The organism is Arthrobacter sp. V1I7 (genome assembly GCF_030817015.1).
GTDB lineage: Bacteria > Actinomycetota > Actinomycetes > Actinomycetales > Micrococcaceae > Arthrobacter.
Genome location: NZ_JAUSYS010000001.1, coordinates 3,035,830 through 3,055,906, shown reverse-complemented (window position 1 = coordinate 3,055,906; position 20,077 = coordinate 3,035,830). Strand labels below are relative to the sequence as shown.

The 20,077-nt window shown below is 67.6% G+C and carries 17 protein-coding genes; 13 read left to right on the top strand and 4 right to left on the bottom strand.

The features are described from left to right. Positions 1 to 150: 150 nt before the first annotated feature. Positions 151 to 822, bottom strand: a complete 672-nt coding sequence (locus tag QFZ69_RS14080) for a TetR/AcrR family transcriptional regulator (RefSeq protein ID WP_306919696.1) — start codon at positions 820 to 822, stop codon at positions 151 to 153. A gap of 264 nt (positions 823 to 1,086) precedes the next feature. On the opposite strand from QFZ69_RS14080, the gene QFZ69_RS14075 reads away from it, so the two are divergent. From QFZ69_RS14075 to QFZ69_RS14045, 7 genes are all read left to right on the top strand, one after another. Then, the gene (locus tag QFZ69_RS14075; RefSeq protein ID WP_306919032.1) at positions 1,087 to 2,694 is read left to right on the top strand and encodes a carboxyl transferase domain-containing protein; all 1,608 of its coding nucleotides are present in this window, start codon (positions 1,087 to 1,089) and stop codon (positions 2,692 to 2,694) included. A 7-nt stretch (positions 2,695 to 2,701) separates the two neighbouring features. Then, positions 2,702 to 4,939 carry a biotin carboxylase N-terminal domain-containing protein gene (locus QFZ69_RS14070; RefSeq protein ID WP_306919031.1) on the top strand — a complete coding sequence of 746 codons (2,238 nt, stop codon included), beginning with the start codon at positions 2,702 to 2,704 and terminating at the stop codon, positions 4,937 to 4,939. A gap of 125 nt (positions 4,940 to 5,064) precedes the next feature. After that, a complete protein-coding gene (locus tag QFZ69_RS14065) occupies positions 5,065 to 6,228 on the top strand; it encodes an acyl-CoA dehydrogenase family protein (RefSeq protein WP_306919030.1) in 1,164 nt (387 codons plus the stop codon). Positions 6,229 to 6,267: 39 nt separating this feature from the next. Next, on the top strand, positions 6,268 to 7,083 hold the full coding sequence (locus tag QFZ69_RS14060; protein ID WP_306919029.1) for a CoA transferase subunit A: 816 nt from the start codon (positions 6,268 to 6,270) through the stop codon (positions 7,081 to 7,083). Between the two features lie 2 nt (positions 7,084 to 7,085). Further along, positions 7,086 to 7,838 (top strand): CoA transferase subunit B, encoded by a 753-nt coding sequence (locus QFZ69_RS14055; RefSeq protein WP_306919027.1) that lies wholly within the window; start codon positions 7,086 to 7,088, stop codon positions 7,836 to 7,838. Beyond that, a complete protein-coding gene (locus tag QFZ69_RS14050) occupies positions 7,835 to 8,392 on the top strand; it encodes a MaoC family dehydratase (RefSeq protein WP_306919025.1) in 558 nt (185 codons plus the stop codon). The genes QFZ69_RS14055 and QFZ69_RS14050 overlap by 4 nt, the downstream gene beginning before the upstream one ends. Positions 8,393 to 8,423: 31 nt before the next feature. Then, positions 8,424 to 9,266, top strand: a complete 843-nt coding sequence (locus tag QFZ69_RS14045; protein ID WP_306919023.1) for a CoA ester lyase — start codon at positions 8,424 to 8,426, stop codon at positions 9,264 to 9,266. Here QFZ69_RS14045 and QFZ69_RS14040 read toward each other — a convergent pair. Further along, the gene (locus QFZ69_RS14040) at positions 9,263 to 10,036 is read right to left on the bottom strand and encodes a response regulator (RefSeq protein ID WP_306919021.1); all 774 of its coding nucleotides are present in this window, start codon (positions 10,034 to 10,036) and stop codon (positions 9,263 to 9,265) included. The two genes, QFZ69_RS14045 and QFZ69_RS14040, sit on opposite strands and share 4 nt — an antisense overlap. After that, positions 10,033 to 11,613: a sensor histidine kinase gene (locus QFZ69_RS14035; protein ID WP_306919019.1), complete on the bottom strand. Its 1,581-nt coding sequence runs from the start codon at positions 11,611 to 11,613 to the stop codon at positions 10,033 to 10,035. The genes QFZ69_RS14040 and QFZ69_RS14035 overlap by 4 nt, the downstream gene beginning before the upstream one ends. Before the next feature lie 172 nt (positions 11,614 to 11,785). Between QFZ69_RS14035 and QFZ69_RS14030 the strand changes: the two genes are divergently transcribed. The 3 genes from QFZ69_RS14030 to QFZ69_RS14020 are packed head-to-tail and all read left to right on the top strand — an operon-like array spanning position 11,786 to position 14,851. Next, a complete protein-coding gene (locus tag QFZ69_RS14030) occupies positions 11,786 to 12,802 on the top strand; it encodes a tripartite tricarboxylate transporter substrate binding protein (RefSeq protein WP_306919018.1) in 1,017 nt (338 codons plus the stop codon). Positions 12,803 to 12,804: 2 nt separating this feature from the next. Next, positions 12,805 to 13,326, top strand: a complete 522-nt coding sequence (locus QFZ69_RS14025; RefSeq protein WP_307000190.1) for a tripartite tricarboxylate transporter TctB family protein — start codon at positions 12,805 to 12,807, stop codon at positions 13,324 to 13,326. Continuing rightward, positions 13,319 to 14,851, top strand: coding sequence for a tripartite tricarboxylate transporter permease (locus tag QFZ69_RS14020; RefSeq protein WP_307000188.1), 1,533 nt, complete (start codon positions 13,319 to 13,321; stop codon positions 14,849 to 14,851). The genes QFZ69_RS14025 and QFZ69_RS14020 overlap by 8 nt, the downstream gene beginning before the upstream one ends. 116 nt (positions 14,852 to 14,967) lie before the next feature. Here the strand turns inward: QFZ69_RS14020 and QFZ69_RS14015 are convergent, their stop codons facing one another. After that, positions 14,968 to 16,443 (bottom strand): lipase maturation factor family protein, encoded by a 1,476-nt coding sequence (locus QFZ69_RS14015; RefSeq protein ID WP_307000185.1) that lies wholly within the window; start codon positions 16,441 to 16,443, stop codon positions 14,968 to 14,970. Between the two features lie 122 nt (positions 16,444 to 16,565). Here QFZ69_RS14015 and QFZ69_RS14010 point away from each other — a divergent pair, with 122 nt between their 5' ends. The 3 genes from QFZ69_RS14010 (at position 16,566) to QFZ69_RS14000 (ending at position 20,053) form a co-directional block, all read left to right on the top strand. Then, complete coding sequence (locus QFZ69_RS14010) at positions 16,566 to 17,309, top strand: sulfite exporter TauE/SafE family protein (protein ID WP_306919010.1); 744 nt, start codon at positions 16,566 to 16,568, stop codon at positions 17,307 to 17,309. Between the two features lie 204 nt (positions 17,310 to 17,513). Further along, the gene (locus QFZ69_RS14005; RefSeq protein ID WP_306919008.1) at positions 17,514 to 19,112 is read left to right on the top strand and encodes a CdaR family transcriptional regulator; all 1,599 of its coding nucleotides are present in this window, start codon (positions 17,514 to 17,516) and stop codon (positions 19,110 to 19,112) included. After that, positions 19,109 to 20,053 carry a glutaminase gene (locus tag QFZ69_RS14000; protein ID WP_306919006.1) on the top strand — a complete coding sequence of 315 codons (945 nt, stop codon included), beginning with the start codon at positions 19,109 to 19,111 and terminating at the stop codon, positions 20,051 to 20,053. The genes QFZ69_RS14005 and QFZ69_RS14000 overlap by 4 nt, the downstream gene beginning before the upstream one ends. The last annotated feature ends 24 nt before the right edge of the window (positions 20,054 to 20,077 follow it).

The window sequence follows — 20,077 nt, the reverse complement described above, 5'->3', positions numbered from 1 at the left end:
GCAGTTTGTTCTGTGCGGGGTTGCATCCGTCCGGGGGCACTTTGAGTGCAATGTTCGACGGCGGCCCGCTGATTCCCGGCGTGTCCGCGCCAAAGTGCCCCCGGAGGCGCAGCTCGAAGCGTGTGTGCGAGGCTCAGCGAAAGGGGCGGGTCAGTTGAGCGGAGCGGGGACGGCGGGGGCCATCAGGGCGGCCAGGGCCATGCTCTCCAGCAGCGGGCGGGCTCGCTTGGTGGCGATCCGGCGACCGTGGCTGCGGACCGAGTGGGGCGTGGAGTTGATCAGGCCGAAGGAGGCCTGCGCCCGCATCCGCAGTTCGGCGGCCTCGGTGTCGACGTGCAGCCCTGCCAGCACCTCGACCCAGAGTTCCACGTAGTTGCGCTGGAGCGTGCGCACCTCGGCCTGGTCGTCCGGGGCGAGGTTGCTGAAGTCCTGGTCCTGGACCCGGATGACGTCCGGGTTGCTCAAGGCAAAGTCGACATGGAACTCGACGAGGCCGCTCAACGCCGCTGCGGCGCCGTCGGAATCCGCTACCACCCGCCGGCCGCCGTCGAGCAGCTCCTGGCTGACGCTCAACAGCAGGGCACCGAGGACGGCCTGCTTGCCGGCGAAGTGCCGGTAAACGGCCGGGCCGCTGACCCCCGCTGCCGAACCGAGATCCTCCAGGGACACCCGGTTGAAACCATCCGCGGCGAATAGGGCGGCGGCAGCGGAGAGCAGCGCCTGCCGTCTGTTCTCCTTGGCCTGGCCGCGCTGGGTTGGCGGGGCCTGGGTTGGCGGGGCCTGGGCCGGCGCGGACGGGGTCGGCGCGGACGCGGTTGCCAGCGCGGCCTGGGCCTGCACCGGCGGGGCTGCCGCGGCCTGGGCCGGCGCGGCCGGGGTTGTGGGCCGCTGCGCAACCCGGGCAGTCTGGCTGGGCTCGGTCACCGGCACATCCCTCATCTCAAAATCCAGCTGTTCACGTGGCCCCGTGTTGGACATCACAGTTAATATAGACTAACCTAAATTTCAGTTATGCGTCACTAACCGAAGCGGCTGCAAGGCCGCAAGGTGGGCCTCCGGCACGGAGCCCGGGAACGGAAGCAGTCAATGGAGACAATCGCCAGCCAGGTGGACGCCACGAGCGCCGCCTACGCCGCGAACCGGGCAGCCCAGCTGGGGCTGGCCCGCGAGCTGAAGGAACGGCTCGCCAGGGCTGCGCAGGGCGGGCCGGAGAAGTCCCGCGAACGCCATGTGGCCCGCGGCAAGTTGCTGCCGCGGGAACGCATCGACCAGCTGCTCGACGACGGCAGCCCGTTCCTGGAAATCGCACCGCTGGCTGCGAACGGCATGTACGGCGATGACTCCCCGGGCGCCGGGGTCATTGCCGGCATCGGACTGGTCCACGGCCGGCAGGTCCTCGTCATCTCCAACGATGCGACCGTCAAGGGCGGCACCTATTACCCGATGACCGTGAAGAAGCATCTGAGGGCGCAGGAAATCGCGCTGGAGAACCGCCTGCCCTGCATCTATCTGGTGGACTCCGGCGGCGCCTTCCTGCCAAAGCAGGACGAGGTCTTCCCGGACAAGGAACACTTCGGGCGGATCTTCTTCAACCAGGCCAAGATGTCCGCGGCCAAAATCCCGCAAATCGCCTCGGTGATGGGCTCCTGCACCGCTGGCGGCGCGTACGTCCCGGCCATGAGCGATGAAACCGTCATTGTCCGGAACCAGGGCACCATCTTCCTCGGTGGGCCACCGCTGGTGAAGGCGGCCATCGGCGAAATCGTGACCGCCGAGGAGCTCGGCGGCGGCGAGGTGCACTCGAAGATCTCCGGCGTCACCGACCACCTGGCCGAGAACGATGAGCACGCCCTGCAGATCGTGCGGGACATTGTCTCCACCCTGCCCAGGCCGACAGCCCCCGCCTGGGACGTGGACACCGCCGTCGAACCCGTGGCGGATCCGGACGAGCTCTACGGCGCCGTCCCCACCGACGTCAACGCCCAGTACGACGTGCGCGAGGTGATCGCCCGGCTCGTGGACGGCAGCCGCTTCCACGAATTCAAGAAGAACTACGGCACCACGCTCGCCACCGGCTTCGCGAAAGTGCACGGCCACCCCGTGGGCATCGTGGCCAACAACGGTGTGCTCTTCAGCGAGTCCTCGCTCAAGGGCGCCCACTTCATCGAGCTTTGCGACCAGCGCGGGATCCCGCTGATCTTCCTGCAGAATCTCTCCGGCTTCATGGTGGGAAAGGACTACGAGCAGGGTGGCATCGCCAAGAACGGCGCCAAGATGGTCAGCGCCGTCGCCACCGCCCGGGTCCCCAAGCTGACCGTCGTGATCGGCGGGTCCTTCGGCGCCGGCAACTACTCCATGTGCGGGCGGGCCTACTCGCCCCGGTTCCTCTGGATGTGGCCGGCCTCCCGGATCTCCGTGATGGGCGGCAACCAGGCCTCCAGCGTGCTCGCCACCGTGAAGCGCGACCAGTACGAGGCCCGCGGCGAGGAATGGTCCGCCGCGGACGAGGAAGCCTTCAAGGCCCCGATCAAACAGCAGTACGAGGACCAGGGCAGCCCGTACTACTCCACCGCCCGCCTCTGGGACGACGGCGTGATCGACCCCGCGGACACCCGCACCGTCCTGGGACTGGCGCTCGACGTCGTCTCCCGCACCCCGCTGCCGGAGACCTCCTTCGGCCTTTTCCGGATGTGAGCCAGCAGTGACTTCCCCAGCACCGAGCCGTACCCCAACACCCCCGAAGCCCCTGTTCGGCACCGTCCTGGTGGCCAACCGCGGCGAGATCGCCTGCCGCGTGATCCGGACCCTGCGTGCCCTCGGCATCCGATCGGTCGCCGTCTACAGTGACGCCGACGCCGGCGCCCGCCACGTGCACGAGGCCGACGTCGCCGTCCGGATCGGCCCGGCGGCCGCCGCCGAGAGCTACCTCAAGATCGAGGCCATCATCCAGGCCTGCCGCGGCACCGGCGCCGAAGCGGTGCACCCGGGCTACGGCTTCCTGAGCGAAAACGTCGACTTCGCCCGGGCCCTGGCGGACGCCGGCATCACCTTCATCGGCCCCGGCGTCGAATCCCTCAACGTCATGGGCGACAAGATCCGCGCCAAGAACCACGTCGCGGGCTACGGCGTTCCGGTCGTCCCGGGCGCCGCCGAACCCGGGATGACCGACGCGCAGCTGATCGGGGCCGCGGCCGGCGTCGGCTTCCCGCTGCTGATCAAGCCCTCCGCCGGCGGCGGCGGCAAGGGGATGCACATCGTGGAGCGGCCCGACGAGCTGGAGGCCACCCTGGCCACCGCCCGCCGGGTCGCGGCGAGCGCCTTCGGCGACGACACCCTCTTCTTGGAGCGGCTGGTCCTCACGCCGCGCCACATCGAGGTCCAGGTCCTGGCGGACAACCACGGCAACGTCATCCATCTGGGGGAGCGCGAGTGCTCGCTGCAGCGCCGCCACCAGAAGGTCATCGAGGAAGCACCATCGCCGCTGCTGGAGGCACTGGACGACGGTGGCGCCACCCGCGCCCGGATCGGCGAAGCCGCCTGCAACGCGGCACGCAGCGTTCATTACAGCGGCGCCGGTACCGTGGAGTTCCTGGTCTCGGACAACGCGCCGGACGAGTTCTTCTTCATGGAGATGAACACCCGCCTGCAGGTCGAGCACCCGGTGACCGAGATGGTGACGGGCGTCGACCTCGTCGAATGGCAGGTCCGGATCGCCGCCGGCGAGGCGCTCACGGTGACGCAGGACGACGTCGTACTCAACGGTCATTCCGTCGAGGCGCGCGTCTATGCGGAGATTCCGGAACGGAATTTCCTGCCCTCGGGCGGCGAGGTGGCGCTCCTGGATGAGCGGGGCACGGTCTTCACCGCGAAGGAAGACCGTGCGGCCCTCAGCCCGGCGTCAGCGGATCCGGCCCTCCGGATCGATTCCTCACTGCGGGAAGGGCTCGTAATCTCCAGTGATTACGACCCCATGCTCTCCAAGGTCATTGCCTGGGGAGCGGACCGCGCGGCCGCGCTGGACAAGCTCGACGCGGCCCTCGCCCGGTATACCGTGCTCGGCGTCGAGACGAACGTCGAGTACCTGCGCCTGCTGATCAACGACGCCGACGTCCGGGCCGGCCGGCTGGACACCGGCCTGATCGAACGCAGGATGCCGGACTTCAGCTTCCGGCGCGTCGGGGATGCCGAGCTTATTGCCGCGGCGATGCCCTTCTGGGTTCAGGCTCAGGCCCGGGGCCACACCCTGGGCCTGGCAACGGCGGGGTCCCCCTGGGCCAGCACCACCGGCTGGCGCCTGGGCGCACCGGCGCCGTGGACGATCAGCTTCGGTGTTCCCGGCGGGGGACTCGCCACCGTCGCCGTCACCTGGCAAAGCAACCTGGATCTGGGGCACGCCCGCGTCAGGGTCGACGGCGGGCCTGAGCATCCGGTGAAGGTCCTCGGACTGTCCGGCTCCGACGTGCTCCTGGAGGTCGACGGCGGGGAACGACGGTTCGCGCGGGCGTCCGCCTGGGCGGATCACCCGCCGGCGGGCAGGCCACAGGCTGTCTACGTCGGCAATGAGGGCTGGTCCTGCCGGCTTGAGGTGCTCAGCCGCGAAGCGAAGCTGGCCCGGGTGCTGGCAGCCATTGAACGCGTTGAGGGCGCCGCCGACCCGGCGGTGCGCTCGCCGATGCCCGGCACCGTGGTCTCTGTGTCCGTCCGCAACGGCGACGCCGTGGAAGCCGGCCAGGTGCTGGTCTCGGTGGAGGCGATGAAGATGGAACACCAGCTGGTGGCCCCCCTGGACGGAACCGTCCACATCAGCGTCGCGTCCGGTGACCTCGTCAAGGCGGACCAGGTGCTTGCCACCATTCACGCCGGGGACCATCCCCGCGTGCCTTCCACGGCGGAAGACGCGATCGAGGAAGCCGCCGTCGCCCTGGGCGCCGCCGAGTAGCAAGCGCCCAAGCCGACGCCGGACGACCGGGAGCAGTACAGACCACAGCTCCACAGACCACAGCTCCGCAGTACAGGCCACAGACACGCAGTAGACCAGCAGGACAGACAGAGGAGTTACCCCCAATGGCAGATTTTGAACTCAGCGAGGAATACCAGGAGCTCAGCGACACCGTCCGCGAGTTCGCCGACGAAGTCGTGGCCCCGGTCTCCGCCAAGCACGACGAGGAACACAGCTTCCCCTACGAGATCGTCTCCCAGATGGCGGACATGGGCCTCTTCGGCCTGCCCTTCCCGGAGGAGTTCGGCGGCATGGGCGGGGACTACTTCGCCCTGTCCCTCGCGCTCGAACAGCTCGGCAGGGTGGACCAGTCCGTCGCGATCACCCTCGAGGCCGGCGTCTCACTCGGCGCCATGCCGATCCACCGTTTCGGCAACGAGGCCCAAAAAGAGGAATGGCTGCCGCTGCTGGCCTCCGGCAAGGCGCTCGCCGGTTTCGGCCTGACCGAGCCGGAAGCCGGCTCCGACGCCGGCGGCACCAAGACCACGGCCCGCCTGGAGGGTGGGGAATGGGTTCTCAACGGCAACAAGGAGTTCATCACCAACTCCGGCACCGACATCACCAGGCTCGTCACCGTCACCGCCGTGACCAGCCAGGAGGAACGCCCGGACGGCAGCCTTAAAAAGGAGATCTCCACCATCCTGGTGCCCACCAACACCCCGGGGTTCACGGCGGAGAAGGCCTACAACAAGGTCGGCTGGAACGCGTCGGACACCCACCCGCTGACGCTCAACGACGTGCGCGTCCCGGAAGCCAACCTGCTCGGCACCCAGGGCCGGGGCTACGCCAACTTCCTCTCCATCCTCGACGAGGGCCGGATCGCGATCGCGGCCCTCGCCGTCGGTGCGGCACAGGGCTGCGTGGACCAGTCGGTGAAATACGCCAAGGAACGCAGCGCCTTCGGGCAGAACATCGGCAAGTACCAGGCCATCGCATTCAAGATCGCCCGGATGGAAGCCCGCGCCCACACGGCCCGCCTGGCCTACTACGACGCGGCCGCCCGGATGCTCGCCGGCAAGCCGTTCAAGACGCAGGCGGCCATCGCTAAGATGGTCGCAGGCGAGGCAGCCATGGACAACGCGCGGGACGCCACCCAGGTGTTCGGCGGCTATGGCTTCATCAACGAATTCACCGTGGCGCGCCATTACCGCGACTCCAAGATCCTTGAGGTCGGCGAGGGCACCACGGAGGTGCAGCTGATGCTGATCGCCCGCGAACTGGGGCTCTAACCCGCCCGCTGGCCGGACCCGTCGAGAGAAGGACCAACGATGATTGACAAAGTTGTTGCCAGCGCCGCCGAGGCCGTGGCGGACATCCCCGACGGTGCCTCGCTCGCCGTCGGCGGGTTCGGGCTCTGCGGCATCCCGGTGGCCCTGATCGATGCCCTGCACGAGCACGGCACGAAGGACCTGGAAACCGTGAGCAACAACTGCGGCGTCGACGACTGGGGCCTCGGGATCCTGCTCAAGGACGGCCGGATCCGCCGCACCGTCAGCTCCTACGTGGGGGAGAACAAGGAGTTCGCCCGGCAGTACCTCTCCGGCGAACTCGAGGTGGTCCTCACCCCGCAGGGCACGCTCGCCGAGAAGCTGCGTGCCGGCGGCGCGGGCATCCCGGCGTTCTACACGCCGGCGGGCGTCGGTACCCAGGTGTCCGAGGGCGGCCTGCCGCAGAAGTACGACGCCGGGGGCAACGTCGCGATCGCGTCGGCCCCCAAGGAGGTCCGCAGCTTCCACGGCGCCGACTACGTCCTGGAGGAATCACTGAACCCCGACTTCGGCCTCGTGCACGCCTGGAAGGGCGACCGGCACGGCAACCTGATGTTCCATGCCACCGCGATGAACTTCAACCCGCTGTGTGCGATGGCAGGACAGGTCACGATCGCCGAGGTCGAGGAGCTCGTGGAACCCGGGGAACTGGACCCGGAGCATATCCACGTACCCGGGATCTTCGTCCAGCGCGTCGTGCTCGCGCCGCAGACCGAGAAGCGCATCGAAAAGCGGACGATCGCGGCGGCCGGGGCTGGCACTGCCGCCGGCGGCGTCGGCGACGCTGCCTCAGCAACCGAGCAGGCAGGAGCCTAGCCATGGAAACCCTCAGCCCGCAGGGCGAACCTCCCCGCCCGGAAGCCGTCCGGCACGAATACCGGCGCTCCGCCGTCGAACATCCCGAAGTCAAGGGCTGGACCCGCAACGAATTGGCCGCCCGGGTGGCGCAGGAACTGCGCAACGGCCAGTACGTGAACCTCGGCATCGGCATGCCCACGCTGATTCCCAACTACATTCCGCCCGGCGTGGAGGTGGTGTTGCACTCGGAGAACGGCCTTCTCGGCGTCGGACCGTACCCGCGCGAGGACGAGGTGGATCCGGACCTGATCAACGCGGGCAAGGAAACCGTCACGGTCAACAAGGGCGCGGCGTTCTTCGATTCCGCGGCCTCGTTCGGCATGATCCGGGGCGGCCACGTGGATGTGGCCGTGCTCGGCGCGATGGAGGTCGCCGCCAACGGCGACCTGGCCAACTGGATGATCCCGGGCAAGATGGTCAAGGGCATGGGCGGGGCGATGGACCTCGTCTTCGGCGCCAAGAAGGTGATCGTGATGATGGAGCACGTGGACCGGAACGGCAGGCCCAAGATCGTGGAGCGCTGCTCGCTGCCGCTGACCGGCAAGGGCTGCGTGGACCGGATCATCACCGACCTCGCCGTCATCGACGTCGTGGCCGAGGGCGGGCAGTCCCGCCTGGTGCTCCGTGAACTGGCCCCCAACGTGACCCCCGAGGACGTGGCCGCGGCCACCGGCGCCGAACTCTTCGAGGAAGACCAGGAACTGACCGTATGACAACGGACGCATCGGAGGGTGCCGGACCGCGGGTCATCGAACAGCGCGGCCTCTACTTCGACGAGCTCGAGGAGGACGTGGTGTACGCGCACCGGCCCGGCCGGACCGTGACAGAGACGGACAACGTCCTGTTCACCACCATGACCATGAACACCCAGGCCCTGCACCTCGATGCCGCCTGGAGCGCCGGGCAGCCGTTCGGCCAGCGCCTGATGAATTCGATGTTCACCCTGGCCACCGTGGTCGGGCAGTCCGTCCCGCAACTGACGCAGGGCACCATCATCGCCCAGCTGGGCATGACGGATGTGTCCTTCCCGCACCCGCTGTACCACGGCGACACGCTGTACACCGAGACCCTTGTGACCGGCAGGCGGCTGTCCTCATCGCGCCCCGGCCAGGGCGTCGTGACCATGAAGCACACCGGCCGCAACCAGCACGGCGACGTCGTGGCCCTCGCCACGCGCAGCTGCCTGATGTGGACGCGCGCGGCCCACGCCGCCGCGCAGCAAAAAGACCTGCCCGGAAAGAAACTGCCCGGAAAGAAACTGCCCTGAAAGAACGCGCTCAAGAGGGGAGAATAGACACATGACTTTCCTGATGGGCCCCGCCCTGCTGTTCTGCCCGGCCGACCGTCCCGAGCGCTACCAGAAGGCTGCCGAGCGTGCTGACGCCGTCATCGTGGATCTGGAGGACGCCGTCGCGCCGGCAGACAAGCAGCGCGCCCGCGGCGCCATTCTCGCCCAGCTGGGCTCCGCCGGCGATGTCCCGGAACTGGATCCGAGCCGGACCATCATCCGGGTCAACCCGGCGGGGACAGAGGAGTTCGAGAAGGACCTCCACTGCCTCAAGCACACCCCGTACCGGCACGTCATGCTGGCCAAGGCGGAGAGCGCGGCCCAGCTCAGGGCGCTGGAGGGCTACAGCGTGCTTGCGCTCTGCGAGACGGCCGCCGGGATCCTGAACGCCGCCGCCATCGCCGCCGAGCCGAACGTCGTGGGCCTGATGTGGGGCGCCGAGGACCTGCTCGCCTCCCTCGGCGGCACCTCCAGCCGGACCGACGACGGCGGCTACCGTGCCGTGGCGGTGCACGCCCGCTCCACGGTGCTGCTGGCCGCCCGGGCCGCCGGCAAGGAAGCCGTCGACTCCGTGTATGTCAACATCCCGGACCTTCACGGCCTGGCCGTCGAAGCCCGCGACGCCGTCGCCTCAGGCTTCGGTTCCAAAGCCTGCATCCACCCGAACCAGGTGGCGGTGGTCCGCGGGGCTTATGCTCCCTCTGAGGCCGACGTCACCGCCGCCGCGGAGCTGCTCGACGCCGCCGCCGGGGCGGGCGCGGGGGTGTTCCAGCACAAGGGCAAGATGATCGACGGGCCCATCCTCAAGCACGCCGAGTCCACGCTCCGCCGCGCCGGGCACTCGCCGGTCTAGGGCTGCCGGTCGGGCTGCTGCTGCAGGGTGCCGGCCCCGTGCTTCCACAGGTACCGGTTCTCGGGCCGGCCGGCCGCTCCGTAGCGCGGGGTCAGCCGGGCAAAACCCTGTACCACGAGGTACTCCAGGTAGCGCCGGGCGCTGACCCGTGACAATCCGAGCTGCAGCGCCAGGCCGGCCGCGGAGACATCCTCCCGGCCGGATTGGAGGGCCTCGACCACGGCGTCGAGAGTCGGCCGGGAAAGCCCCTTCGGCAGCCGCACCGCCGGCTCAGCCGCAACATCCACCGTGGCCGCGGTAGCCGCCAAGGACGCCGGGCGGCGGGACGGAGCGACCAAGCGGTCGATGCTCTCCTGGTCCAACGGCCCCGCGGACGTTCCCGCGGCCAGCTCGCGGCGAAGAGCCAGGTACTCGTCCAGCCGGTCGTTCAGGGCCTGGGAAGTGAAGGGCTTGACCAGATAGTGCAGCACGCCGCCGGCCATGGCGGCTCGCACTGTGTCCAGTTCCCGGGACGCCGTGATGATCAGCACGTCCAGGGGCTGGCTGGGCTGGTTCCGCAACACCTGCAGAACGTCCAGGCCGGACATATCGGGCAGGTGGATATCCAGCAGGACCAGCTCCGGCAACAGCTCCGCCGCCAGGTCCAGGCCCTGCTGGCCGGTGTGGGCCATGCCCACTACCTCGAAGCCGCCGCGGGCCAGCAGGAAGCCGTGATGGATCCCGGCCACTGCCACGTCATCGTCAATGATGAGGGTGCGTATTGCGTTCATTGTCTCTGGAGTTCCGCCTCTTTTGTCCTGAGCACTACCGTAAAGCACGCGCCGCCCAACGCCGAGGAGGATACCTCCGCCAGGCCGCCCCTGCGACGGGCAACTCGCTGGACCAGGGCCAGGCCGAAGCCGCGGCTGTTGATCCCCTCCGCCTCCTTGGTGGTGACGCCGGCCTCGAAGACGCGGGCGCGCTCGGCCTCGGGGACTCCGGGTCCTTCGTCCTCCACCATGATGGTGCGGGTGCCGTCCGACGTCTCGGCCAGCCGGACGGCGATGGTGCTGTCATAGCCGGCGGCGTCCACGGCGTTGTCGATCAGGTTGCCGAGGACGGTGATGACGTCTCCGCTGCCATCGGGCGAGCAGACCGAACCCGGGCTGACCACGATCTCGATGCCGCGTTCGGCGCAGACCGTGGACTTGGCGATCAGGAGCGCCTGCACACCGTGATCCGTGATGCCCGCGGCCAGCGGACGGTTGGCGAAGGCCGCGTCGCTGTGGCTGCGGCCCAGGTACTCGACCGCCTTGTCTCGCTCGCCCAGCTCCAGGAGCCCGGAAATAACGTGCAGCTTGTTGGCGAATTCGTGGGCCTGGGCCCGCAGCGCCTGGGTCACGTCAAGGGCACCGTCCCGGTCCCGCAGCATGGCGTGCAACTCCGTGCGGTCGCGGAGAATCAGGACCTTGCCGACCTCGCGGCCGTCCACGGTGGCGGCGTTGACCTTGCCCAGCAGGATCCTCTCGCCGGAGAGGACGAGCTCATCCGTCGCGGACCCCGCGGCCAGCAGGCGCTGGATGCCCGGTTCCAGGTAGGCGGCGGCCGGCGAACCGGTGATCTCCTCGCCGACGCCAAGCAGCCGCCGTGCCTCATCATTGACCAGCGCGACCTTTCCGTCGGCGTCGACCGCCACGAGTCCTTCGCCGAGGCCGTGCAGCATGGCGTCCCGGGTTTCCAGCAGGGCCGCAATGTCCTCGGGCTCCAGCTTGTAGATCCGCCGCCACACCATTTTCGAGATGTACATAGCCCCCAGCGAACTCAGCACGGCTGCCACCAGCAGCCAGCCGAACAACTGCGGCAGGTCCTCGTGGAGGTCCTGGGCGAGGGTGCTCTCCAGCACCCCTACCGAGGCCGAGCCGATCACAGTGCCGGTGCCATTAAAGATCGGCACCTTCACCCGCCAGGATTCGCCCAGCGTCCCGGTCTGGGTGCCGACGTAGATTTCCCCGGACAGCGGGACCGAGGGGTCCGTGGAGACGGGCTTTCCGATTTCGGCCGGGTTGGGGTGCGACTGCCGGACCCCGTTGCGGTCGGTCACGACGACGTAGGTGACGTTGGAGGCTTGCCGGATGACTTCGGCGATGGGCTGGATGGTCTCCGCCGGGACCGGCGTGCCGAAGGCGTCGACCACGGACGGCAGCCGGGCCACGCTTTCGGCCACGCCGATCAGCCGGCCCTTGTAGGCATCCCTGAGCTGTTGCTCCTGCATCCGGATGGTCACGGCCCCGACCGCGGTGAGAACAGCCAGGACGATGCCCAACTGCAGCGCGATCAGCTGGAAACGGAGCGGAATCGTGTGAAGCATGTCACAAGTTTCCCATCTAAAATTGTTGCTATCCGCCAAAAAGCGTGCTCCTGCTGTGACCAATATGACCACTATTATCTCTACGGCCAAATTCTGGCCACGGCCGAAGTCCGCGTTTAAGGTCGGGGAAGTGATTGACGATGACGTGCATCACATTCATTCAAGGAGAGAAATGACTTCCCAGTTCAACTTCACCCGCCGGGCCGCCCTCGCCGCGGGAGCTGCCGGCGTCGTCCTGGCAATGTCCGCTTGTGCCGGCGGTGGAAGCGGCGCCGCTTCCACCCAGTCCGCAGCCGCTGAGCCGCTCAAGAAACTCAGTATCATTGTCCCCGCCAACCCGGGCGGCGGCTGGGACCAGACGGGACGCGCGATGCAGCAGGACCTGCAGTCGAACAAGCTCGTCACCTCTGCCCAGGTCACGAACATCGGCGGCGGCGGCGGGACCAACGGGCTCGCCAAGCTCGCGACCGAGAAGGACGTCAACACCCTCATGGTCATGGGCTACGTCATGGTGGGTGCCGTCGAGACCAACGCCGCAAAGACCCGGCTGGAAGACACCACGCCGATCGCGCGGCTCACCGAAGAGCCGCTGGTGCTGGTGGTGCCGGCATCGTCGAAGTACCAGTCGGTCACCGACCTCGTGGAAGACATCAAAGCCAACGGCAAGGGCGTCGCCATCACCGGCGGCTCGGCCGGCGGCGCGGACCACATCCTGGCCGGTCAGATCCTCAAGTCCCAGGGCGTCGAGGCGGACAAGCTGAACTACATCGGCTACTCCGGCGGCGGCGAATCGATCGCGGCGCTGCTCGGCAACAAGGTCCAGGCCGGCATTTCCGGTGTGGGGGAGTACGCCGAACAGGTGAAGGCCGGCAAGGTCCGCGCTCTCGCCGTCTCGGGCCCGGCCGAGGCGCCGGCGCTGCCGGGCGTCAAGCCGCTCAAGGACCAGGGCGTCGACGTCGTGCTGACGAACTGGCGCGGAGTCGTGGCACCGGGCTCCATTGACGAGGCCCAGAAGGCCAAGCTGACCGATGTGGTCACGAAGCTGCACGAGTCGGAGGCCTGGAAGTCCACCCTGGCCAAGAACAACTGGGACGATGCCTTCCTCACGGGTGACGATTTCAAGACCTTCCTGACCGAGGACATCGCCAAGGTCAAGACCACGTTGACCGAGATCGGCCTGGTCAAGTAACAATGTCCGCTCATGCAGCAATGCCCGCCAAACGGCCGATCGGGGAGATTTTGTTCGCCCTGTTGTTCGTCAGCGTGGGCGCAGCCGGTCTCCTGACGGCGGGCTCCATCCCGATCCCGCCGTCGGAGACGGGGATCGGCCCGCGGGCGTTCCCCTACATCGTGTGCGGGCTGCTCGTGATCGTGGGGACCGGCATTGTCGTACAGGTCCTCCGCGGCAAGGTCGGGCAGGCCGAAGAGGGCGAGGACCTGGACGTGACCGCCAAGACCGACTGGGTGGCGCTGGCAAAGCTCGTCGGCTTCGTCGTCCTGCACATCTTCCTGATCGAGCCGGCAGGCTGGCCCGTGGCCGCCGCGGTGCTGTTCAGCGGGGCCGCCTGGTCCCTCGAGGCGAAGCCGCTCTGGAAGGCGATCATCATTTCCGTTGTCCTGGCACTCGTGCTGCAGTACGTCTTCGGCGGGCTGCTGGGCATTTCCCTGCCGCCGGGACCGTTGCTTGAGGGGGTGCCGTTCTTCCATGGATAGTTTCATGCTGCTCCTTGAGGGCTTTACGACGGCGTTGCAGCCGGTCTACCTGCTCTACGCCCTGGGCGGCGTCTTCGTCGGCACCGCCGTCGGTGTCCTGCCGGGCATCGGTCCGGCGATGACGGTGGCCCTGCTCATGCCGATCACGTACGCCCTGGATCCGGCGGCCGCGCTGATCGTGTTCGCCGGTATCTATTACGGCGGCATGTACGGCGGCTCCACGACGTCCATCCTGCTGAACACGCCGGGGGAGTCCTCCTCGATTGTCACGGCGCTGGAGGGCAACAAGATGGCCAAGGCAGGGCGCGGCGCCGCGGCTCTGGCGACGGCGGCCATCGGTTCGTTCATCGCCGGCACCATCGCCACTGTGCTGCTGTCCTTCCTGGCTCCCGTCATCGCGGAGCTTGCAGTCGGCCTCGGGCCGGTGGATTACGTGGCGCTCATGGTGGTGGCCTTCCTCACCGTCGGCGCACTGCTTGGGGCGTCCGTACTGCGGGGCCTGGCCTCCCTGGGGCTCGGGCTCTTCATCGGGATGATCGGCATCGACGACAGCACGGCGCAGCAGCGCTTCACCTTCGACAACCCCACCCTGGTGGACGGCGTGGACATGGTCCTTGTGGCTGTGGGGCTCTTTGCCCTCGGCGAAGCCCTCTACGTCGCGTCCAAGCTGCGGCACGGGCCGATCGAGGTCATCCCGGTCAGCAAAGGCAAGAACGCCTGGCTGTCCAAGGAGGACTGGAGGCGGTCCTGGAAGCCCTGGCTGCGCGGTACCTTCATCGGCTTCCCGATCGGGACGGTGCCTGCGGGCGGGGCGGACGTTTCCACCTTCCTGTCCTACGCCGCGGAGCGGAAGCTGGCCAAGGGCGCCAACAAGGCGCAGTTCGGCAAGGGCGCGATCGAAGGCGTGGCGGGTCCGGAAGCGGCCAACAACGCCGCGGCCGCGGGTGTCCTGGTGCCGCTGCTGACCCTCGGCATTCCGACGACGGCGACGGCAGCCATGATGCTGACCGCGTTCCAGCGCTACCAGATCCAGCCCGGACCCCTGCTCTTCGAGAACCAGGGTGCCCTCGTCTGGACCCTGATCGCCTCGCTGTACGTGGGCAACCTGATGCTCCTGGTGCTGAACCTGCCGCTGGTGGGCCTGTGGGTGAAGATTCTTCAGATCCCGCGGCCCTACCTGTATGCGGGCATCCTGGTCTTTGCCGCGCTGGGCGCCTTCTCGGTGAACTTCGCCGCGACCGACGTGGGCATCCTGCTGGTGGTGGGCATCCTGGGCTACTTCATGCGCCGCTACGGCTATCCAGTGGCGCCGATGGTCGTGGCCATGATCCTGGGGCCGATGTTCGAAGTGCAGCTGCGCCGCTCGTTGCAGCTCTCGCAGAACGACCCCATGACGCTGTTCTCCTCACCCTTCGCGGTGGTTGTGTACCTCTGCATGGCCCTGATCTTCGCCGGTTCCTGGTGGCTTCGCCGCCGCCAGGCCGCGCTTGAGGCCCTGCCCGTGAAGGACGACGTGTCAGTCTAGGCGTCTAGCCGGGAAGTTGGTGCCCGGGTCGCGTCGGCCCGGACCCGCAGTATCTGCCGCAAATGGCCGGAATGGTGAATCCATTCCGGCCATTTGCGTCAGACGGCCGGCCGGTATCAATCTTTCGCGGGCAGGGACACCGGCGGGATGGCCACATACAGCGGGGTCCGGATCCAGCGCTGGCCGGTAGCGCGGAACTCGGCCCGCGTGGAGAAGCGGTAGAGGTAACTGCGGACCCGCACCCAGCGGGGGCGTCCGCCGTCGAACGGGTCGTGGCGCAGCAGCCGCAACATCGGCCGGTCGGCCTCCAGCAGCTTGGCCAGGAACGCGTAGAACCACTCCTCGTGCACCGTACGCAGCGGCAGGAACCACATCAGCCAGTCAAGCCGGAGGTGGTAGGGCGCGTACTGCCGCGGAAGGCGGCGGACGTGCCCGGGCTTTCCCTTGAATTCGTATTCCCGCCAGTCGGCGTCGTCCCCCGGGTCCGCGTCGAGGGTTCCCTCCACCACGATCTCGATCCGCCGCTTAGTGACCGTGCCGAACGCGCCGTAGGTGTTGACCAGCTGCCAGCGGTTGAAACTGGCATTCATCAGCTGATAGTGCGAGAAGAGGTTCTCGATCGGCCGGTAGCTCAACACCACGTGCAGCACGGTGGCGAACAGGACTACCACGAGCCACGGCACGGGCGCCTGGCTGCCGGCCGGTGCACCGGCCACTCCTGCGGACGCGGCGTGCCAGTCGAGCGGGATCGCCGGCACCACGGCGTGCGCCACCGGGTCGCTGATTGCGGCGAAGGCGAGCAGGATTGCCATCCAGTTGAGCCAGGCAAAGTTCCCGCTGGCCACGAGCCAGAGCTGGGTGAAGATGATGATCCCGGCCGCGGCGCTCGCCAGCGGCTGCGGGGCGAAAAGGAAGAATGGCACCACCAGCTGGGCGAAATGGTTGCCCAGGACCTCCAGCCGGTGCCACGCCTTGGGCAGCAGATGCGCCTGCCGGCTCAACGGCCCCGGCATCGGCTGGGTCTCGTGGTGGTAGTACAGGGCCGTCAGATCCCGCCACTCGGACCCGCCCCGGATTTTGATCAGGCCGGCGCCGAATTCCAGGCGGAACACCAGCCACACCAGCAGGATCAGGATCGGCCATGGCGGGGGAGTCTGGTCAGAGCCCAGGAAGGCCGCCGTGAACCCTGCCTCGAGCAGCAGCATCTCCCAGCCGAAGCCGTAAAACGTCTGGCCGACATTGACCACCGACATGTACAACAGCCACAGGGCCAGGAACGCCAGCAGCGGAACCCACGGCGGGCCGAGCTGCGGCAGGCCGAGGACCAGGGTGGCCGCGATGGCCATGCCGCTCCAGCAGACCGCCCGCAGCAGCCGGTCCGAGTAGCGCCAGCGGAACAGGCTGGGCCTGCCCAGGCGGCGGAACCCCTCCAGATACTCCGGCACCGGCAACAGGCCGCGCTCGCCGAGGAGGGCAGGAAACTGGTTGAGCGAGGAGAGGAAGGCCACGAAGTAGATGGTCGCGATGCCGCGCTGCAGTACCTGCCGGGCGAACTCGTAGTCCGGCGCGTCGAACCATGCGGTCCACTCCACGAGTCACACGTTACGCCTGCCGCGCAGGCCGTCAATCCGCGGGCGGACTATCCGGAGTCGGTCCGCCTGCGTCGGTCCGCCTGGTCAAGCCGGGCCAGCAGCCACGGCGCTAGGATCGAATCATGTTTGCCCTGGTACTCATCGCCGTGGTGGCCGGGGCACTGGCTCAGCGGCTGGCCGGCCTCGGCTTCGGCCTCCTCGTATCCCCGGTCCTCGTGGTGCTGCTGGGCCCCTTTGACGGCGTCATGATCATCAACCTCTGTGGTGCGGCGTCGTCGCTGCTGATCCTGTCCAGGGTGTGGCGGCACGTTGATTGGCGGCGCTACGCAGGCCTTGCCCTCGCTGCGCTGCTGGGGGTGGTTCCCGGTGCGTGGCTGGCCAGCAACGTCCCGGAGGCGCCGCTGGAAATCTGCATCGGGGTGCTGCTCGTCATTGCCCTGCTGGCATCGCAGCGGCTGAAGCGCAGCTCATGGCGCGCCACCGGCCCGGTCCCCATGGTTGCCCTGGGATTTTCCAGCGGACTCATGAATGCGGCGGCCGGTGTCGGCGGCCCGGCGATCACCGCGTATGCCGTCGCCACCCGTTGGGAGCAGAAGAGTTTCGGTGCGACCCTGCAGCCCTACTTCGTCACCACCGGCCTGTCCTCGCTGCTCAGTAAATACCTCTTTTCCGGCGGCCACCTTCCGGCCCTGGAGACCTGGCAATGGCTGGGCATCCTGACGGCCATGGTGGTCGGCATCGCGGCCGGTGATGTCCTGTCCGGACGGATCCGCCCCGGGGTCGTCCGGGGAATTGTTGTCGGCGTTGCCTACGCCGGTGCCGTTTCCACCATGGCCAAGGGCGTGCTGGAGTTGGCGTTCGGCTAGCTAGTCGGACGGCGCTGGCCACCAAGTAGGCGGACGACGGCGGGACCTCCCGCCGTCGTCCGCTTTACTGCGTGCATTGGTCCCGCGACCTAAAAGACGCCACTGATTTTAGGTCGGCTTCCATATTTTCCGGGATTTGCACTGGATAGCATTGGGTGACCGGACAGAGCCGTCCGGTCTGGTGTCGATGTCAGAAGGAAGCTCATGGCCGCAGCTACAGTGGACGACATCCTGTCGGATCTCCCTCTGGGTTTCGCCAGCCTCATGCTCCGGCCGTCCCGCGCTGATTCTCCGATCGAACGATTTCTGATCGTTGACGCCGACGACGAGACTTCCGACGGCGGGGCGGCGTTCGTCCTGCTGATCGGCGTTCGCGGACGCTCCGCCTTGCCGGCGCTGCGGCGCCTTCTGAAGAATCCTCCCCTGGTGCTGGCCGTCAAAGGCAGTCCCGGGGAACTCGGGGAAGCCGAAGAGCTGCTCCGGGCCGCCGGAACGGGCCTCCTTCTGGTGGACCCGGCCGCGGACTGGGACCGGCTCCTCTCAATTGCCAAGGACCGCATCCAGCCACGCAGCTACCAGAGCGAAGTGCTCACGCTGCTGGAAGAGGACCTGTTCGCCATTGCGCAGACGACCGCCCGCCTGACGTCGAGCCACGTGGTCATCGAGGACGCCGCCAACAAGGTATTGGCGTACTCCACGGTGACGAATGACATCGACGAACTGCGGAAGGCGTCGATTCTGGCCCGGCGCGGTCCGCGCAAATACGAACTCCTCCTCAAGGACCTGGGTGCCTACCGTGAACTGCACCGGACCCGCCTGCCTGTCCGGGTTCCGGCCCGGCCCCAGGACGGGCTGCGGGAGCGCGTCGCCATCACCCTGTTCGCAGGCGACCGGATCATGGGGTACATCTGGCTGCAGGAAACCGGGGACGGCTTCGGCGCCGACGTTGACTATGTGCTGAACGGATCAGCCGCTCGGGCGTCGGCCGAGTTGATCCGCTACCGCAACCAGCAGTCGGTGCACATGCGCGAGGACCGGATTGTCCGGATCCTCTCCGGCGCGGCAGAAGCCGCGGCGAGCGCCCACAGCGAGAAAATCCCCGCGGACCGCCCAACAGCCCTTATCCTGATAGGAATGTCGGCCGCTGAAGCGCAGGAAGACGATGCAGCCCTCAAACATGGGGAACTCGCCAACCTCGCATCCATCCATGCGGCAGCCTACAAATCGTCAGCCATCGTAGGACAGTTCAACGGCGACACCGCCGTGATCATCCCGGCACTCCAGTCCTCCAATGCCGAAGCCGGGCTTCGGAGCCTTGCCGAGGCCGTCGTCAGGGACGCCGGGAAGCACCTTGGCATCACTCCGTTCGCAGCGGTGGGACCAATCGCACCGGATCTGCTGTCGATTCATTCGGTGACCGCCAAAACGGAGGCACTGCTCGGCTGCATGCGGCGCTCGGGGACCGCTTCCGTGGCCACTGTGGACGATTTCGAAACGGACATCCTTTTCCACGAAGCAGTTGAGAACTTCACGGCCTCGGACTTCCGCCATCGCAGCCTCTGGGCTCTCCTCCGCGACGATGGCGAGCTGGCCGAAACGCTTCGGGCTTATTTCGAGGTGTCGCTGGATGTGGCCGAATGCGCCCAGCGGATGAAGCTGCACAAGAACACCGTCTACTACAGGATCAGCAAGGTCAGCCGGGTTACCGGTCTGAATTTCAGCGATCCCCGCCATTCATTGGTCGCCCTCCTTCACATTCAGGAGTGGGCCGGCACGCATAAGGAGCATCTGGGCAAGAAATGATGACAGCACTCGATTCGCCGCCCCTTGGCCTGGTCCTGGATGAAATTGTCCGCAGCCACCGGCCCCGGAGTGAAGCAGGGTCGGTTCCCGCCAGCATCCCCCACCTGTCATCGCCGCCGTTCGACCGTTTCGGAATTGCGGTGGCCACCACGTCCGGGGACGTGTTCAGCTCCGGTGACGCCGATCTTCCCTTCTCCATCCAGAGCATCTCGAAGGTCTTCACCCTGGCCATGGCGCTCAGCGCCGATGACCCCGATGCGCTCTGGTCCCGGGTGCTCCGCGAACCGTCAGGAACGTCCTTCAACTCCCTGGTGCAGCTTGAAGTGGAGCACGGCATCCCGCGGAACCCGTTCATCAACTCGGGCGCCCTGGTGGTCACGGACCATCTGATGGAAAGATTTCCCGACGCCGCCGGCCAGGTCCTGCGCTTCCTCGCCGGTCAGGTGGGTCACCAGAATGGAAGACAGAGTCCGTTCATCGACGAGGTGGCCGCAAAGAGTGAGCTCGCCAACAGCAGCCGCAACCTGGCCCTCGCCCACTTCCTGAAGGACTTCGGCAACCTGCGGCGGCCCGCCCAGGCAGTGGTTGAAAACTACGTCAGGCAGTGCTCCATCATGATGAGCTGCGTGGAAATGGCCCAGGCCGGGCTCTTCCTCGCGCAGGACGGGCGGGGAGCGCGGGGAACCGTGGTCTCCCGGAGCGAGGCCAAACGCATCGGCTCCATCATGCTGACCTGCGGCATGTATGACGCGGCCGGCGAGTTCGCCTACCGCGTGGGGCTTCCCGGGAAGAGCGGCGTGGGCGGCGGCATCCTGGCCATCGTCCCCGGCGAGTGCGCCATCTGTGTCTGGAGCCCCCGGCTGGATTCCAAAGGCAATTCCCTGGCCGGGACAGCGGCCCTCGCTGATCTGTCCGACCGCACCGGGTGGTCAGTCTTCTGACCTGACCCCAGCTGTCCCCACAAT

What these genes read in the sequence shown, in the direction of transcription:
- QFZ69_RS14075 (WP_306919032.1), top strand. Translation starts at nt 1,087, where the DNA reads ATGGAGACAATCGCCAGCCAGGTGGACGCCACGAGCGCCGCCTACGCC.
- QFZ69_RS14065 (WP_306919030.1), top strand. Translation starts at nt 5,065, where the DNA reads ATGGCAGATTTTGAACTCAGCGAGGAATACCAGGAGCTCAGCGACACC.
- QFZ69_RS14060 (WP_306919029.1), top strand. Translation starts at nt 6,268, where the DNA reads ATGATTGACAAAGTTGTTGCCAGCGCCGCCGAGGCCGTGGCGGACATC.
- QFZ69_RS14055 (WP_306919027.1), top strand. Translation starts at nt 7,086, where the DNA reads ATGGAAACCCTCAGCCCGCAGGGCGAACCTCCCCGCCCGGAAGCCGTC.
- QFZ69_RS14050 (WP_306919025.1), top strand. Translation starts at nt 7,835, where the DNA reads ATGACAACGGACGCATCGGAGGGTGCCGGACCGCGGGTCATCGAACAG.
- QFZ69_RS14045 (WP_306919023.1), top strand. Translation starts at nt 8,424, where the DNA reads ATGACTTTCCTGATGGGCCCCGCCCTGCTGTTCTGCCCGGCCGACCGT.
- QFZ69_RS14040 (WP_306919021.1), bottom strand. Translation starts at nt 10,036, where the DNA reads ATGAACGCAATACGCACCCTCATCATTGACGATGACGTGGCAGTGGCC.
- QFZ69_RS14035 (WP_306919019.1), bottom strand. Translation starts at nt 11,613, where the DNA reads ATGCTTCACACGATTCCGCTCCGTTTCCAGCTGATCGCGCTGCAGTTG.
- QFZ69_RS14030 (WP_306919018.1), top strand. Translation starts at nt 11,786, where the DNA reads ATGACTTCCCAGTTCAACTTCACCCGCCGGGCCGCCCTCGCCGCGGGA.
- QFZ69_RS14025 (WP_307000190.1), top strand. Translation starts at nt 12,805, where the DNA reads ATGTCCGCTCATGCAGCAATGCCCGCCAAACGGCCGATCGGGGAGATT.
- QFZ69_RS14020 (WP_307000188.1), top strand. Translation starts at nt 13,319, where the DNA reads ATGGATAGTTTCATGCTGCTCCTTGAGGGCTTTACGACGGCGTTGCAG.
- QFZ69_RS14010 (WP_306919010.1), top strand. Translation starts at nt 16,566, where the DNA reads ATGTTTGCCCTGGTACTCATCGCCGTGGTGGCCGGGGCACTGGCTCAG.
- QFZ69_RS14005 (WP_306919008.1), top strand. Translation starts at nt 17,514, where the DNA reads ATGGCCGCAGCTACAGTGGACGACATCCTGTCGGATCTCCCTCTGGGT.
- QFZ69_RS14000 (WP_306919006.1), top strand. Translation starts at nt 19,109, where the DNA reads ATGATGACAGCACTCGATTCGCCGCCCCTTGGCCTGGTCCTGGATGAA.